Origin of the sequence: Pigmentiphaga sp. (genome assembly GCF_033795525.1) — a bacterium.
GTDB lineage: Bacteria > Pseudomonadota > Gammaproteobacteria > Burkholderiales > Burkholderiaceae_B > Pigmentiphaga.
Window position 1 is genome coordinate 566226 of the sequence record NZ_JARYGM010000002.1, and the last position, 15495, is coordinate 581720.

Here is a 15495-nt window from a genome sequence, read left to right on the forward strand (position 1 = left end):
TCCTGAGCGATTGGAAGCCTTCCCCCATGCCGCCCACCCAGGAATGCACGTTCGCTCGGCCGCCGAAGGGGCACACGGTGCGCTCGGTCATCGAGGAGCACAACGTAGCCGATAGCGTGTTCTAGGACGATCCGCTCCTGCCCTGCAATGCCGGGGGCGGTTTCCGGCAAGGTGCGAAAACGTCCAACTCCTGCCGGTAGACGGCGCTCCGGACGTCGAACAGCCCGAGAAAAGTGTGGAACAGGTTGTCGTGGCTGTAGGCCTGCTCGCGGCCCGCAGCCAGGCACGCCATGTCGAGACGCCAGTCACGCACGGCCGCCTGCGCAAGCCATATCAGCATCGGCACATGGGTCTGCGCGCGCGGCGCGAATGCATACGGCGCCGCATGCAGGTAGATGCCGTTTTCGCCCAGGGATTCGCCGTGGTCCGATACGTACACCATGGCGGTGTCGCGCGTTGCCTCCTGCCGCTGCAGCCATAGCACCACCTGCGCCAGGAAGTGGTCGGTGTAGGCAATCGTATTATCGTAGGCGTTGACCAGCGATTCGTGCGTGCACGTATCCAACCGGTTGGTACGGCAGACCGGCGTGAAACGCTCGTACGCCGGCGGATACCGCTGGTAGTAAGCGGGACCATGGCTGCCCATGGTGTGCAGCACAATGAAGATATCGCCGGGATGCGCGTCGACATAGGCTTGCAGGCCGACCAGCAAGGCCTCGTCCAGGCACCCCTGCGCACCGCAAAAGGGTCGCTCGGGATCGTCCATGACGCTGTCGTGGGCCACCCTCACGCACGTTCCTTTGCAGTCGCTGTTGTTCTCGCGCCAGTACACGTCTATGCCGGCATGCTGCAATACGTCCAGCAGGCCTTCGCGCTTCCAGGCCGCACCGTCGGTGTAGCCCGCCCGCCCCAGACCGGAGAACAAGCAGGGCACCGATACCGCCGTCGAGGTACCGCACGAACTGACGCGGGTGTAGCCCAGCACCCCGAGCCCGGACAACTCCGGCGTGGTATCGCGGCCGTATCCGATCAAGCCGAAATGGTCGGCCCTTGCAGTCTCGCCCAGCACGAACACCACCAACGCCTTGCGGGCACGGGCGGCGACCGGGGACCGGTGCGCGTCCGTGCCTAGCGGCGCCACGGCCGCCACGCGGGCCGTCGTCCCCCAGCGATGACGGACATACTTGCCGAACGCATACAGGTAGTTCGTCGGGTTGATCATCTGCGTGACCTGGCGATGCTCGCGAAACAGCGGCGCATACGTTGAGTAGAATCCCGCCAGCATCGCCGCCCCGGTCACGAGGCACGCCGCCGCCACCATCAGCCGGCTGAGCAATCCCTTGATCCCCCCGGTATAGTCGATGCGCACCGTCCATAGCAGCACCACAGGCATGACTCCCAGGACCGCCAGATAGGCCAGCAGGCCGGGCCCGGCGAAAGCGCCCGCCTCGCGCAGGTCTGTCTCGAACAGGTTCTGGACCATGACGCTGTCGATCGCCACCCCATACGTGCCCATGAAGTACGCGACCACGGCGGATACGGGAAACAGCAGGGTCAGCAACGGTTTGAACACCGGCCTGAACGAACAAAGCGTCAGCAGCAACGCAAACGCCGACCACATCAGGACCGCGAACGAAAAGTAGAACGCCGCCGCTTCCAGGCTCGTGCACGGGACCAGGCGCAGGACTTCCTTCCAGACCGGCACGTTGTAGAACGCGACCAGCCCCGTCGCCGTCAGCAGCGACAGGCGAGTGCTGCGCACCCCCCCCCATCGGCCGATGAAGCCTGATGCGGATGGACCGCGAATGGCTGCTGCCGCAGCCCGGCGGGATAGCGCCGTGTACAAGCGGGTACTCCCCGGTGATCGAACCGAGGCAAGGCTACCTGGCGTGCCATCGAAGAAACGTCGAGGGATTGTCGCGTTTTTGTCGAAGCCGGTGCGATCGGTGCTCCCGGAAGCCCCGCCGATTCCCTTCCGGCGCTACGCCCGCATCCTTCAGCGCGCCGTCCGGGGACGCGCAAACCCGCTGCGCAGCGCTTCCACTTCCGCGTGACACATGCAATCCGGTCCGTGGTCGTTGACCATGCCCACCGCCTGCATCAGTGAATACATCGTGGTCGGCCCCACAAAGCGCCAACCCCGCCGTTTCAACTCTCTGGACAAGGCCCGCGACTCCGGCGACTCGGCGCGGGGCGGCCCCGCATAGGGTACCGCGGGCTCGTAACTCCAGAGAAACGCCGCGAGCGAGCCCTCCTTGGCGCGCAGTTCGATCGCGCGGCGCGCGTTGTTGACGACTGCTTCGATCTTGCCGCGGTGGCGGACGATGCCGGCATCTCCCAGCAAGCGTTCGACGTCGCGTTCGCCGAAGGCGGCCACCGCATCGATGTCGAAGCCGGCGAAGGCCTGCCGGAAAGCAGGCCGCTTGCGCAGGATGGTCAGCCAGCTGAGGCCGGCTTGGAAACCCTCCAGGCTGATACGCTCGAACAACGCCGAATCGCCGTCCAGCGGACGGCCCCATTCGTGGTCGTGGTACGCAACGTAGAGGACGTCGTTGCCGGCCCAGGAGCATCGGCGCGGCGGATTATCGAGTTCGGCAGCTTGCATGGCGTGAAGGGGGAGGAAATCCGATATATTGTCGCCCATTACCTTTGCGTGCCGCTATCCGGCAGCCGCCCCTGGTCCATGGAACAGATCGAACTCGACGACGGCACCGCCGACCGCTTCCTGCTTGACGCCCCCGGCACCTCCCTGCTGATCTTCACCAGCGCCACCTGCCCCAATTGCAGGTTGGCACGCGCGCAGCTGCCGGACATGAGCCTGCCTGTGGTCCGCCTCTGCTGGATAGACGCCGAGCGCAATCGCGGACTGGTCGAACGCTACGAGGTCTTTCACCTGCCATCCATGTTCGTGGTCAAGAACGGGGTCTATTACGGCGCAGTCCAATCGACGCTTGCCGATTGGGACATCCGCCGCCAGGTCTCGCTGGCGCTGGACAGTTATCCTGCGGAGCTGCCCTAGCCCGGGCGACGCGCTATGGCCGGTCAGCGGCGCCTGGCGTCGCGGTCGCGCCACAGCGCGGCGCCGCCTGTCAGGCCCGCGGCATTGGAACCGACGCTCACATGCGGCGGCAGATCGACGACAATCGTCCGGGCATTGCCGCCTCCCAGGAATACGTGGTCCGGCCGGAGCAGCACATCGATCAAGCGCAGGGCCTCGAGCAACCGCTGGCTCCAGCGCTCCTTGCCCACGGAGACCAGCGCCGCGTCACCCAGGTATTCCTCGTAAGTCATGTCGTGTCCGATGGGATGATGTGCCAGTTCGAGGTGCGGCATCAATTCGCCATCCATGAACAACGCCGTGCCGACGCCGGTACCCAGCGTCATGACGAATTCCAGGCCGTGACCCTCGATCAAGCCGTAGCCTTGCATGTCGGCATCGTTGATCATCCGGGCCGGACATCCCAGGCGGTCGCCCAAGACCTGGGCCAGCGGAAAGCCCAGCCACGCCTCCGAGCCGAGATTGACCGCCGTCAACACGCGTTGCTGGCGTATGACGCCGGGGAATCCGATGGAGATCCTGTCATAGCCTTCCAGCTTGGCCGCCATGGCGGCCACCTTGTCGATCAACACGCCGGGCGGGCAAGGATGCGGCGTCGGTACCCTCAGCCGTTGGCTGATGCGGTTGCCGTCGCGGTCGATGACGGCAACCTTCAGGCCGCTGCCGCCGATGTCGACCGCAAGGATACCTGCCTCAGTGGGCGCGCTCATTGGTGTGCCCTCCTGGCGGAAGCGCGCCCTGCCGCAGTGCTTCCAGGATCTTGCGCCCCACCCGCCCATCCTCGGCCAGGCCGGCGCGGCGCTGCTCTTCCGCTACGGCCGCACGGGTGCGACTGCCCGGGATCCCATCCGGGGTTCCGACGTCGTGGCCGCGCGCCAGCAGCAAGGCCTGGACCTCACGTATTTCCGCGCGGGACAGTCCCGGATCGTCGGTCGGCCAAGGGGTGGCCAGGGCCGGTTCGCCGCGCAGCCGGTCGATCAACAGGCTGACGGCCAGCGCATACTTGTGCGAGGTGTTGTAGCTGAGTATGGCATCGAAATTGCGCGTGGCGAGGAAAACCGGTCCCCCGGCCCCGGTAGGCGCGAACAGATAGGCGGCCGAGTCCGGCGCGGCCGCGCCGCCGCTCGTCCGGTCCGGCCTGCCGCCATCGACGCGTGTAACACCCAGCTCGGCCCATTGCGCAAGCGTCCGCCGGTCGCCGCCGACGAACTCCTCCGCAGGCGGCACTGCCGCGGCCACCGCCGGCGGCAGCTTGACCTCGATCACCGGCAGCAAGCCACGCGTCCACTGAGCCCGGCGCTTGCGCAAATGGCTGGCGGTCGAGGCCAGGGCGTCAGGCAGCGATCCATACAGGTCTATCCGGCCGTCGCCGTCGCCATCGGCCGCCAGCTCATAGAAAGAGGTCGGAATGAACTGCGTCATGCCGAACGCCCCGCTCCATGACCCCACGAAGGTCTCGGGCGCCACGATGCCGTCGCGCAGGATGCGCACCGACGCATACACGTTCTTGACCCACAGCGGCTTGCCCTCGGTACAGGCCCGGGTAAGCCAGGCATCGAGCACGCGCGTCTTGCCCAGCTGCCTGCCGAAATTCGTCTCGATCCCGAAAATGGCGACCAGCACCTCGCCGTCCACCTCATAGCGCTCTGCGATGCTGGCCAGTGCCGATGACTCTTCCGCCATCAATTTGCGGCCATCGGCCACACGCTCATCATCGACGGTCTTGGCGATATAGTCCCACCAGGTTTCCCTGCCCTCTGGCTGGGCCTTGGCCGAGGCCACGGTCGAGGCCAGCAGCGTCGCTCCCTGGGTATACGCATCGAAATCGGCAACTTGGATGCCGTTGGCGGCAGCGCCGGGACGCAGCTTGGCCAGGCAGGCACCGGCATCGAGGTCCGCATCCGAGGCGCCGGCGGTTTGCAGCACCATGCTCGCGGCCAGAGCGGCCAACAACCGAGCCGCTCGCCGGGACGTACGAAAAACACGCATAGGACTCGCAGTCTCCTGTTCCAGGATGGGTGGTGGTAAACGCCGTATCAAGCCTGGCCTCCTGCCGGCGGCGCGAGCGGCTCCCGCACGGCCGCTTGGAAAAACCGCCGCATGATCCCGTGCGAGACCGGCGTTTCGGCAACGGCCGCGCGCAAGGCGGGCACGTCCAGGCCCTCTTCGGCCAAGCCGGTCTTCATGACATCGAAATAGGCCCGCATGACGGGCACGGTGAACTCGGGATGGAACTGCACCGACACGGCTCGCGGTCCGTATCGAAGCATCTGGTGGCGATCACGGCCATTGCGCGCAAGCACGACCGTTCCGGCCGGCGGCTCGGCCACTGTCTGCTCGTGGATGAAGTGCGCGGCGAACAGGGCCGGGATGCCCGCCAGCAACGGGTCGGATTTCGCCTCGTCGGTCAACTCTACCTGCTGGGTGCCCAACTCGCGGCCATCGCCCAGGTAATCGATGCGTCCACCCAGGGAGTAACTCATCAACTGGTGCCCATAGCAGATACCGAACATGGGCAGCGATGCATCCATCGCATCGCGGACCCAGCCGGCACACGCTTCGCTCCACGGCGCATGGTCGGTCACATTGGCGCGCGACCCGGTAATGAGCGCGGCCGCGTAACGCGATGGCGCTTCCGGCATTTCTCCCTTGTAGGCGGCCACGCGAGCCAAGCGGGCGGGATTAAGCCCCGCGACTTCGCTGACCATGCGATCGAAGCCGCCATAAAGCGCTCCGATGGCATGCGGCGGGCCGCCTGTCTGCAGGATGAGGATGGGAAGCATGCACGTCACCTCGGATTCAAAGCCTTTCATCACACCGCATTTTCCGCTGGGCTGCAATCGACGTGAGTGCGCGCCGCCCGGAAATGCCGTGATTGCCGCGCCGTGAGGATCAGGCCATGGTCCCGGACTCGCCGATCAGGCCTCCGAGGAGCAGCACGGCGAGGATGAACCAGAGTATGGCGCCCACGAAGGAACGACTGATCAAGGCCCTGACGCCGGCATAGAGCAATAGCAGTCCCAGCACCAGCAGCGCGAAGTTGAACAGGGTGGGACTCATGCCCAACGCCTCCGCCAGTCCGGACGAAAACTCGCTGATCGCTTCGCCGAATCCGCCGAACACGTTTTTGAGGGCCGCGACAATGGTGCGGATAGCCTCCCCCAGCATGGCGCCCAGCCATTCGAATGTGGACTCGCTTTTCATGAGCTTGGAGATTGTTGGGACGCCCTCATTATGGCTCATGGGCCGGCACCCCAACTTGCCCGTCATTCTTGGAAACATCGGCCATGCGGGCGTTGCAATTTCTTACAATGCGCGGCAGCCGCCGCTGCACGGGATGGAACCGAAACCCACCATACTGGATGCGCACCTTTCACAGGAGGCATCATGGTTCGAGCTTTGGTTTACGCCGCATGCGCCAGCGCGCTCCTTGCGGCGGGCTGTTCCTCGCTGGCAGTGCGGGAACCCGCGAGAGTCAGCGATGGCGCGCTGGTCGCCCCCAATGGCATGAGCTTGTACACCTTCGATCGGGATCCCGTGGGACAAAGCGTCTGCAACGGCATGTGCGCGCAGAACTGGCCTCCCCTGACCGCTCCGGCGGACGCAACCCGCAGCGGCGACTGGATGGTCATCAATCGCCAGGACGGCAGCCGGCAATGGGCTTATCGCGGCAAGCCGCTCTACTTCTGGGTCAAGGACCGCGTACCGGGCGACCGCACGGGCGACGGCTTCAACGGCGTATGGCGCTTGGCGCGCCCCTAGGCCCGCCATCTGCCCCGCTGTCCCGCACGAAACCGTACCGCGTGCGTCTTGCGCGCGGTGACTGTCCACACGGCTGCGCCGGGCAGGCCTTCCTGATAAGATATATCCGAAATATATCTTAATGTCGCCGCCAGCTACCATGTTCGACCCCGCCCTGTGTACCGAAGACGAGATCGCCCGCTTCGTCGCGACGTTTTACGCCCGCGTCCGTCGCGACGAGCGGCTCGGCCCGATCTTCGAGTCCCGTGTCGACGACTGGGACCGCCATCTCGCGACGCTGACCGACTTCTGGTCGTCCATGCTGCGGGGCACGCGCCGCTATACGGGAACGCCCATGTCGCGCCATGCCGCCCTTCCCGGCCTGGACGAATCCCTGTTCCTGCGCTGGCTGGAATTGTTCGAGCAGACTGCGCGAGAGCAGGAAAACCACGCAATGGCGGCACGCGCCCAGACCCTCGCCCGGCGCATTGCGCAGAGCTTGTGGCTGGGATACCAGACCCAGCACCATCCCGACCGCCTCGCGCGTGATCTGCCATGCGCCTGACCGCGCACAGCGACTATGCGTTGCGATTGCTGATGCACGTCGGCCGGCATCCCGATCGGCTCTGTACGATAGGCGAAGTGGCCCGCGCATATGGCATTTCGGAAGCGCATTTGATGAAAGTGACCCATCGGCTGGGGCAACTGGGGCATCTCCAAACCCTGCGCGGCAAAGGAGGCGGCATGCGGCTCGCCCGGCCTCCGGAGGAGATCGGTCTTGGTCAGGTCGTTCGCGAACTCGAGCCGGATTTCCATCTGGTCGAGTGCCATGGCCCGGGAGGAGCCTGTGCCTTGACCGGCCATTGCGGGCTGGCCGGCATTCTCGATGCCGCGCTGCAGCGCTTCCTGCAACATCTGGACCACTACACGCTGGCCGATTTACTGCCCGCCGGCGACGCCCTACCCTCCTTCCCCCTTCTTCGTCAGGCTGCATCATGACTCTGCAAGAACTGCTCGGTATCGATACTCCGGTCATCCAGGCGCCGATGGCGGGCTCGCAGGGCAGCGCCCTGGCCATTGCCGTCTCCAATGCCGGCGGGCTGGGCTCCCTCCCTTGCGCCATGCTGGGCTCCGACACGTTGCGCGCCGAACTGGAAACCCTGAGCGCCGCGACCCGCCGCCCCTACAACGTGAACTTTTTCTGCCATACGCCTCCTGTGCCCGACGCGGCGCGCGAAGCGGACTGGCGCCGCGCGTTGGCGCCCTATTACGCCGAGTTCGGTATCGATCCCGATGCGGTCCAGGCTGGTCCCGGCCGTGCGCCGTTCACGGCGGCCATCGCCGACGTAGTAGCACCGTTCAAGCCCCCTGTAGTGAGCTTTCATTTCGGACTTCCGTCCGCCGACCTGGTGGCGCGCGTAAAGTCCTGGGGCGCCAAGGTAATGTCCTCCGCCACGACCGTGGCCGAAGCACAATGGCTGGAGGCCCACGGCGCGGATGTCATCATTGCGCAAGGCAACGAGGCAGGCGGCCACCGAGGCATGTTCCTATCGGAAGACCTGGACGGGCAGCTGGGTACCTTCGCCCTGCTGCCCCAAATCGTGCGCGCGGTGCGCGTACCGGTGGTGGCAGCCGGCGGCATCGCCGACGCGCGCACGGTGTCGGCGGCACAGGCGCTCGGCGCCGCCGGCGTGCAGGCCGGCACGGCGTTCCTGTTATGCCCGGAAGCGACCACCAGCACGGTCCACCGGGCGGCGCTGAAGAGCCCCGCGGCCGCTCACACCGCGCTCACCAACCTGTTTTCCGGCCGGCCTGCGCGCGGCATCCTCAACCGGCTCATGCGCGAACAGGGTCCCATCTCGCACGCCGCACCGGCCTTTCCCCTGGCGACGGCAGCGATCGCACCGCTTCGTGCCAAGGCCGAGGCCCAGGAATCGGGGGATTTTTCTCCGCTCTGGTGCGGCCAGAACCCGAGCGCCTGCCGCGAGCGCCCCGCTGCCGACGTCGTCCGGGACCTCGGCGCCGCTTGGCGCTGAGCGGCACGGCCCCGGCGAGCTGGCCTCAGACGCCGAACGGGTACGTCTCGGGCATGCCTGTGCCGGAGGTCGCCGCGAGCGGCTCCACTGCCCGAGTCCGGTCCATCCATAGCCAGGCATCGAACTGGTCCGGCAGCGACGCATCGGCGTAGTGGCTCATCAACTCGGTCTGGGGCCGATAAATCACGCCGATGTAGCGCTCCAGGCGCGGTTCGGACAGTTCCCGCGCAAGCGCCTCGTTGCGTGGGGCGCGCAGATCCAGCAGAAAGCGCGGGATGCCGCTGGCGTGGGACAGGAATTCATAGCTATCCTCGCGGGAGGGCACTACCTCCATGACCTCCATCGGCCCGCCCCAGTCGTGAGCCGCCGCCACGGTGCCGGTATGCGTTCCCATGCCGACCAGCGCGGCCTCGTCGCCATAGCGTTCGCGGCACAATTGGCCGATGTTCAACTCGCCCCGGACACGGCCCATCTCGGTCGCGGCGGCATTGCCGATATGGGAATTGTGGGCCCAGACGACGGCCTTGGCGCCTGGGCCATGCGCCTGGATCAACTGGGCCAGGGTCTCGAACATGTGGGTGTCGCGCAGGTTCCACGATTCGGCCGAACCATAGTACATGGCACGGTAGTAGCGTTCGGCCGACGCCACCAGCCGTGCATTCTGCGCGGCATCGAAATAGCCCGCCGTCTCTGTATGCGCATATTCCATGCGCCGGGCGAGCAAGTCCGATAATTGCGCCACGACCTCGGCTTCGCAGCCGCGATAGGCGTCGCTCACGACCGCCCGTCCATAGACGGCCGGATTCTTCTGCCAGGGGGTCAGGCACCCATAGCGTTCGCGCGCGACCCGCGCCGCCTGCGGATCCACGCGCTCCAGGTAAGCGAGCACGGCGGCCATGGAGTCGGAAAGGCTGTAGAGATCGAGCCCGAAGAATCCGGCACGCGCCGATTCTGCGCGTGACGCGTTATGCGCACGCAGCCATTCCACGAAGGCGTAGACATCGGTATTGCGCCACATCCAGGTCGGAAAGCGCCGGAAGGCCGACGGTGCGTCGGGCCGGTGCGCGCCCAGCCGCACGTAGCGGTCTATGGCAGCCGCGTCGGGCCAGTCCGCTTCGACAGCGACGATGTTAAAGCCATGGTGCTCGATCAAGCGACGGGTAATGGCTGCGCGTGCCTGGTAGAACTCCGACGTGCCGTGGCTGGCCTCGCCCAACAGGACGACACGGTGCTTGCTCCAGCGGTCGAAAACCCCGCTCGCGGCGGCCTCTTCCAGATCGTTCAAAGGTTCGGCCGCGGCGCGGATGCGCCCGCCCAGGGCTTCGCGCGGCGGGGCTGCGCTGCCGGACGCGCGTCGGGGGTCCGCGGGCGGCGCCGGGTCTTCGTCGGCGCCTTGCCAACCCTGTACGCCGATAAGCGGGACGAAACGCACCCCGCCCAGGTCTTCCTGACTAAACCCTCCTTCTGCGGTGCGCACCACGCGTACCAATCGTTGCCGGTCCCGGCTCGCCCCCACCGGCATGATGAGCCGGCCTCCCGGCGCCAGCTGCTCGCGCCAGGCCGCCGGCACCTCGGGGCCACCGGCCGCGGCAAGGATCGCATCGAAGGGAGCGCGCGCCGGCCACCCCAGCGTGCCGTCGCCGATATGGACGTCTACGTTGGGATAGTCCGCCAGGCGTTCTCGGGCCTGCTCGGCCAACTCGGGGCGGAGCTCCACGGTATCGACCCGCGCCACGATCTGCGCCAGGACCGCCGCGGCATATCCGGACCCGGTCCCGATGTCCAGCACATGGTCTTGCGGGCTCAGCCGCGCCTCGGCCGCCATCAGTGCGACAACATAAGGTTGCGAGATCGTCTGCCCCCCGCCTATGGGCAACGGCGCATCTTCGTAGGCGAACTCCTGCAACGCAGCGGGTACGAAGTTTTCCCGCGGCACCCGCCGCATCGCCGCCAGCACGGCAGGATCCGTAATGCCGCGCCCGGCCAGTTGCCAAGCCACCATGCTCTCGCGCTGGCTTGCGGGATCCGGTTCCGCCATGGCTGCTCCCATACTCGGACATGACGACACCAGCTTGGAACAGCCGCGGCTTGGCCGCATGTCGCGCCGTTAAAGATGCAACCTTCGCTAGCGGCTCATCCGCTGGAGGCGCCAGTGCCGCAGGCACCGCTCCAAGGGAAGCCCGCGGGTGGAAACACTTCCTTGCGATTACCTCTTCAATCCCAGGCCGGTGCCAGCCCCTCGGGGTCCACCAGACGCTCTGCCCGATCCAACGCTGCGATACGGGCCATTTCGTCGGGCGTCAGCCGCAGCTCGGCAGCCTCCAGGTTGGCGGCAAGATGTTCGCGCTTGGTAGAAGAAGGAATCACGGCATAGCCGAGCTGCATGGCCCATGCAAGCGCCACTTGCGCTGGCGCGACGCCGTGGGCTTTCGCAATCTCCTGGATGACCGGGTCGGCGGGAATCTTGCCGTAGCCCAGCGTCATGTAGGAAGTGATGCGTATGCCGAGGCTGCGGGCGAAAGCCGCGACTTTGCGGTTCTGCAAATACGGATGCAATTCGATCTGGTTGGTCGCGATCTCGCGCGCGCCTACCGCGTCGATCGCTTCCTGCATCAACGCGATGGTGAAGTTCGAGACGCCGATCTCCCTCGTCAGGCCGGCTGCCTTGCATTGCGCCAAGGCCTCCATGAACTCGGGCACAGGTACGGCACCGCCTGGCGGCGGCCAGTGGATAAGCGTCAAGTCGACATATGAGGTGCGGAGTTTCTCCAGACTCTGCTCGAGGCTCGCACGCAAGCGGTCGCGAGCCAGATTCTCGACCCATATCTTCGTCGTGACGAATACCTCCTCGCGCCGCACGCCGCTGGAGGCGAGCGCCTCTCCGACCTCGGCTTCGTTGTCGTAGATCTGTGCAGTATCGACGGCGCGATAGCCCAGTTCCAGCGCGGTCCGCACGGAGTCGATCACCGCCTGGCTCTTGAGACGGAACGTGCCGATGCCGAAAGCGGGAATAGCCATGACCATGCTCCTTTGCTAGTTCAAATGCCACGAAATGCGCCCGTGGGACGGGCAAGGCCTATTATTATCGGACAGGCCGGCGCCCTAGGCGCCCTAGCCCTATATTGCCAGCCCCTACCCCCTCCGCTCGCGATGAACCTGGAGCTCTTTGAACACACCGGACCCGCCGGCGGCGTCGAGCCGATGGGCAAACAAGCCTTTATCTTGCGCGGCGGCGCCCTTGCGGAACTGCCGCAGCTGCTGCATGCGCTCGCGGGCGTAGAAGCGGCCTCTCCTTTCCGCCATATGGTCACGCCCGGGGGCCGTCCCATGTCGGTCGCCCTGACCAATTGCGGCGAGTGGGGGTGGGTCAGCGACAGCCGCGGCTATCGGTACACCCGGCTCGATCCGATGACTGGACGGACTTGGCCGCCCATGCCGGATGTGTTCGCCCGGCTCGCGGCACACGCAGCCGCTGCCGCGGGGTTTGCCGGCTTCGTGCCGGACGCCTGCCTGGTCAATCGCTATTTGCCAGGCTCCCGCCTCACGCTGCATCAGGACCGCAACGAACAGGACTTCGGCGCGCCTATCGTGTCCGTCTCGCTGGGCATCCCGGCCGTGTTCCTGTTCGGCGGACACCAACGGGGCGACCGTCCCGCCCGCTTCCCGCTGTTCCATGGCGACGTGGCGGTCTGGGGAGGAGCCGACCGGCTGCGCTATCACGGCATCATGCCGCTGCGGGACGGCCACCACCCGGCCCTGGGTGCCCAGCGCATCAACTTCACGCTGCGCAAGGCCGGCTGAGCGATGATCCCGACATCCGGAGCGGGATATTGTGGACGGTGTACACAAAATTCGCTACGCTGCGAATCCTCCCTCTTGCACCGAACGCCCGTCCCATGCCGCCGCCCGCCCAGAAAATTTTCCGCATGAGCGCTCGTACCATCGATGTCCCGACCATCCGCCACTTCCCAACCCCGGCCGACCGGGTGTTCGACGCCTGGATTTCCCCAGCGGAAATCCGGGGCTGGTTCGGGCCTGGCCTGGGCGAGCTCACGAGGCTGGAGATCGATGCGCACGAAGGGGGATCGTTCTTCATTACGCAGCGGCGCACGCATGGCGAGGTAGGACATTGGGGACAGTACCTCATCGTGGACCGGCCCTACTGCCTCGCCTTTACCTGGAACGTGACGGGCGCGCAGCATGCCGACATCGTCACGGTCGCCCTGCTGGCGACCGATGCGGGCTGCAAGGTAAAAGTCACACACCAGTTGGACGCATCCACCGGCGCCGCCGGCCCCACGCGCAAAGGCTGGGCGCGCATGCTCGATGCGATGTGCCGCGTGCTGCGCGCCGAAGCGTGCGCCTGACCCTGCCGGTGTTTACACCCCCGGGGGGCTGACCGACAATCCGCTCATCAACTGCACAGAAAAAAAGGGGGACCGGTGCACAAACCCGCCGGAGGCGCCGCGCCGCAGCACGCGGCAGCAGGCAACCGCTACGATCGCCTGGAATGGGCCGGCGCATTCGGCGATCTCGGCACGCTGATCCCGTTCGTCGTCGCCTATCTAAGCGTACTCAAGCTCGATCCGTTCGGCGTGTTGTTCGCCTTCGGGCTGTGCATGCTGGCCTGCGGCCTCCATTACAAGACACCGGTACCGGTCCAGCCCATGAAGGCTATCGGCGCCGTCGCGGTTACGCAGGCTGCGCAGACCGCCGTCGTCACCCCCGGCGCCGTTTATGCCGCAGCGCTGGCCACGGGCGTGGCTTGGCTGTTCCTCGGCCTGAGCGGTCTCGCGGCCCGGCTGACGCGCTTCGTCCCGCCTGCGGTAGTGCTGGGAATTATGCTGGGACTGGGCTTCGGGTTCATGCTCGAAGGCGTGAAGATGATGCAGACCGATTGGCCTATTGCGGCTATTGCGGGACTCGGCACCCTGGTGCTGATGGCCAATCGCACGTTCCCCGCGATGTTCCTGCTGCTGGCTTTCGGTGCCGCCGTAGGGCTCTGGCGCCAGCCCGATCTCCTGCATGGCCTGGCGCAGGCACCGGTGGGTCTGCCAGCCCCGAGTTTCGCCTTGTCCAATGTGAGCTGGAACGACCTGATGGTGGGCGTCTTCCTGCTGGCGCTGCCGCAGTTGCCGCTGACGCTGGGCAACGCCGTCATCGCCATCAAGGAGGAAAATAACCGGCTGTTTCCCGGGCGGCCCGTCGCCGAAAACGGGCTGGCGGTCTCGACGGGCATCATGAATATCTTCAGCTCGATAGTGGGCGGCGTCCCTATGTGCCACGGGGCCGGCGGCATGGCCGGACACGTAGCGTTCGGCGCCCGTACCGGCGGCGCGCTGGTCATCCTGGGCGTGATCCTTCTGGTGCTGGCCTTGTTTTTCAGCGCGGGGGTCGAGCTGCTGTTCCAGCTATTCCCGCTTCCCATCCTGGGCGTCATCCTGTTCCTGACCGGCGCGCAACTGGCGTTGGGCAGCAGCATTCTGCCTACCGATCGCAACCAGCGCCTGATCGCCCTGCTGACGGCCGCGCTGTGCATGTGGAACGTAGCGGCGGGGTTCGTGCTAGGTCTCGCGCTCCACCAGATGGCCAGGCGCGGCTGGATCAGGGTATGAGCGCAAGCAGGCTTGCCCCGCGCTTTGTGTGCAGGAGCCCGTAGAGGTCCTTGGGGTCGGCCAGCTCAGGCACCAGCCGCAACGGCATGGCCACGTTGCCGGCTTGCGCCAGATCGAACAAATAGCGCAGCGTGGAAAAATCCTCCAGCGCGAAGCCGACCGAATCGAACACGGTCACCTCTTCGGGTCCCTCCCGGCCCGCCTTCGCGCCGGACAATACCTGCCACAGCGCAACCACCGGCGCCTGGGCACCCAGCTGCTGGATCTCGCCCTCGGTGCGTGTTTGCGCCTCATACTCGACGACGATGCGCGCACGACGCAGAATGGCCGGGTGCAGTTCCGTCTTGCCCGGGCAATCGCCGCCCACCGCGTTCACATGCATGCCAGCCTCCACCCACTCGGGCCGCACGATGACGGCTCTGCGCTTGTCTGCAGTGACGGTGGTCACCACGTCCGCACCCTTCACGGCCGCCGCGGCCGACTCCGCCGGCATGATCCGCAAACCGGCGACCCCCGCAAGATTCGCCGCCAACTTGCGGGTGGCGTGTCGGTCGACATCGTAGGCCCGGATTTCATCGATGCCCAGCATAGTGTGAAACGCCAGCGCCTGGAACTCGCTTTGTGCGCCATTACCGATCAAGGCCATGCAACGGGAACCGGGGCGCGCCATGGCTCTGGCCGCCAGCGCCGACGTCGCCGCCGTCCGCAGCGCCGTCGCCAAGGTCATGTCGGCCAGCATCAAGGGATAGCCGGTCGAGACGTCGGCCAGGACACCGAAGGCCAAGACCGTGGGCAGGCCCCTCAATGCGTTGCCGGGATGGCCGTTCACATATTTGAAAGCGTAGTGCCGGCCATCGGACACCGGCATCAGCTCGATCACGCCCATGCTCGAATGGTGCGCGGTGCGGGCGCACTTTTCGAACTCCGGCCAACGCAGGTAATCGTCGCGGATGTATCCGGCCAGCTCGTCGATGAAGCGGATGACGCCGCGCCGGTTCACCAGCGCGGCCACCGCAGCCGAGTCCAGGTAGCGCGTGTTCATGCG

The 15495-nt window shown here is 66.2% G+C and carries 17 protein-coding genes; 8 read left to right on the forward strand and 9 right to left on the reverse strand.

Annotated features, from left to right (window positions below):
- Positions 1-121: 121 nt before the first annotated feature.
- Positions 122-1762 carry a phosphoethanolamine transferase gene (locus QHC78_RS07390; RefSeq protein WP_319743232.1) on the reverse strand — a complete coding sequence of 547 codons (1641 nt, stop codon included), beginning with the start codon at positions 1760-1762 and terminating at the stop codon, positions 122-124.
- A gap of 234 nt (positions 1763-1996) precedes the next feature.
- On the reverse strand, positions 1997-2605 hold the full coding sequence (locus QHC78_RS07395; RefSeq protein WP_319743479.1) for a DNA-3-methyladenine glycosylase I: 609 nt from the start codon (positions 2603-2605) through the stop codon (positions 1997-1999).
- Positions 2606-2683: 78 nt separating this feature from the next.
- Here QHC78_RS07395 and QHC78_RS07400 point away from each other — a divergent pair, with 78 nt between their 5' ends.
- Positions 2684-3019 (forward strand): thioredoxin family protein, encoded by a 336-nt coding sequence (locus QHC78_RS07400; RefSeq protein WP_319743233.1) that lies wholly within the window; start codon positions 2684-2686, stop codon positions 3017-3019.
- Positions 3020-3042: 23 nt separating this feature from the next.
- On the opposite strand, the gene QHC78_RS07405 is transcribed toward QHC78_RS07400, so the two are convergent.
- The 4 genes from QHC78_RS07405 to QHC78_RS07420 all read right to left on the reverse strand — a co-directional run bounded on the left by QHC78_RS07405 (position 3043) and on the right by QHC78_RS07420 (position 6262).
- On the reverse strand, positions 3043-3768 hold the full coding sequence (locus QHC78_RS07405) for an ROK family protein (RefSeq protein ID WP_319743234.1): 726 nt from the start codon (positions 3766-3768) through the stop codon (positions 3043-3045).
- The gene (locus QHC78_RS07410) at positions 3752-5047 is read right to left on the reverse strand and encodes a lytic murein transglycosylase (RefSeq protein WP_319743235.1); all 1296 of its coding nucleotides are present in this window, start codon (positions 5045-5047) and stop codon (positions 3752-3754) included. Before QHC78_RS07410 ends, QHC78_RS07405 begins: the two co-directional genes overlap by 17 nt.
- A gap of 47 nt (positions 5048-5094) precedes the next feature.
- Positions 5095-5841: a glutamine amidotransferase gene (locus QHC78_RS07415; protein ID WP_319743236.1), complete on the reverse strand. Its 747-nt coding sequence runs from the start codon at positions 5839-5841 to the stop codon at positions 5095-5097.
- A gap of 109 nt (positions 5842-5950) precedes the next feature.
- Positions 5951-6262, reverse strand: a complete 312-nt coding sequence (locus QHC78_RS07420; RefSeq protein ID WP_319743237.1) for a hypothetical protein — start codon at positions 6260-6262, stop codon at positions 5951-5953.
- A 183-nt stretch (positions 6263-6445) separates the two neighbouring features.
- Between QHC78_RS07420 and QHC78_RS07425 the strand changes: the two genes are divergently transcribed.
- The 4 genes from QHC78_RS07425 (at position 6446) to QHC78_RS07440 (ending at position 8835) form a co-directional block, all read left to right on the forward strand.
- Entirely contained in the window at positions 6446-6820 is a 375-nt protein-coding gene (locus tag QHC78_RS07425) for a COG4315 family predicted lipoprotein (RefSeq protein ID WP_319743238.1), read from the forward strand.
- A gap of 139 nt (positions 6821-6959) precedes the next feature.
- A complete protein-coding gene (locus QHC78_RS07430) occupies positions 6960-7364 on the forward strand; it encodes a group III truncated hemoglobin (protein ID WP_319743239.1) in 405 nt (134 codons plus the stop codon).
- Positions 7355-7798 carry an RrF2 family transcriptional regulator gene (locus tag QHC78_RS07435; RefSeq protein ID WP_319743240.1) on the forward strand — a complete coding sequence of 148 codons (444 nt, stop codon included), beginning with the start codon at positions 7355-7357 and terminating at the stop codon, positions 7796-7798. The genes QHC78_RS07430 and QHC78_RS07435 overlap by 10 nt, the downstream gene beginning before the upstream one ends.
- Positions 7795-8835 carry an NAD(P)H-dependent flavin oxidoreductase gene (locus tag QHC78_RS07440; RefSeq protein WP_319743241.1) on the forward strand — a complete coding sequence of 347 codons (1041 nt, stop codon included), beginning with the start codon at positions 7795-7797 and terminating at the stop codon, positions 8833-8835. The genes QHC78_RS07435 and QHC78_RS07440 overlap by 4 nt, the downstream gene beginning before the upstream one ends.
- A 25-nt stretch (positions 8836-8860) precedes the next feature.
- Here QHC78_RS07440 and QHC78_RS07445 read toward each other — a convergent pair whose 3' ends face one another.
- Together QHC78_RS07445 and dkgB are read right to left on the reverse strand one after the other, a co-directional pair.
- Complete coding sequence (locus QHC78_RS07445) at positions 8861-10873, reverse strand: protein-L-isoaspartate(D-aspartate) O-methyltransferase (RefSeq protein WP_319743242.1); 2013 nt, start codon at positions 10871-10873, stop codon at positions 8861-8863.
- A 176-nt stretch (positions 10874-11049) separates the two neighbouring features.
- Positions 11050-11859, reverse strand: a complete 810-nt coding sequence (gene dkgB, locus QHC78_RS07450; RefSeq protein WP_319743243.1) for a 2,5-didehydrogluconate reductase DkgB — start codon at positions 11857-11859, stop codon at positions 11050-11052.
- Positions 11860-11985: 126 nt separating this feature from the next.
- On the opposite strand from dkgB, the gene alkB reads away from it, so the two are divergent.
- The 3 genes from alkB to QHC78_RS07465 all read left to right on the forward strand — a co-directional run bounded on the left by alkB (position 11986) and on the right by QHC78_RS07465 (position 14450).
- Positions 11986-12636 carry a DNA oxidative demethylase AlkB gene (alkB, locus tag QHC78_RS07455; RefSeq protein WP_319743244.1) on the forward strand — a complete coding sequence of 217 codons (651 nt, stop codon included), beginning with the start codon at positions 11986-11988 and terminating at the stop codon, positions 12634-12636.
- A gap of 125 nt (positions 12637-12761) precedes the next feature.
- Positions 12762-13202 (forward strand): SRPBCC family protein, encoded by a 441-nt coding sequence (locus tag QHC78_RS07460; RefSeq protein WP_319743245.1) that lies wholly within the window; start codon positions 12762-12764, stop codon positions 13200-13202.
- Between the two features lie 75 nt (positions 13203-13277).
- A complete protein-coding gene (locus tag QHC78_RS07465; RefSeq protein ID WP_319743246.1) occupies positions 13278-14450 on the forward strand; it encodes a putative sulfate/molybdate transporter in 1173 nt (390 codons plus the stop codon).
- Here QHC78_RS07465 and ocd read toward each other — a convergent pair.
- On the reverse strand, positions 14440-15492 hold the full coding sequence (gene ocd / locus QHC78_RS07470) for an ornithine cyclodeaminase (protein ID WP_319743247.1): 1053 nt from the start codon (positions 15490-15492) through the stop codon (positions 14440-14442). The two genes, QHC78_RS07465 and ocd, sit on opposite strands and share 11 nt — an antisense overlap.
- Positions 15493-15495: the final 3 nt, after the last annotated feature.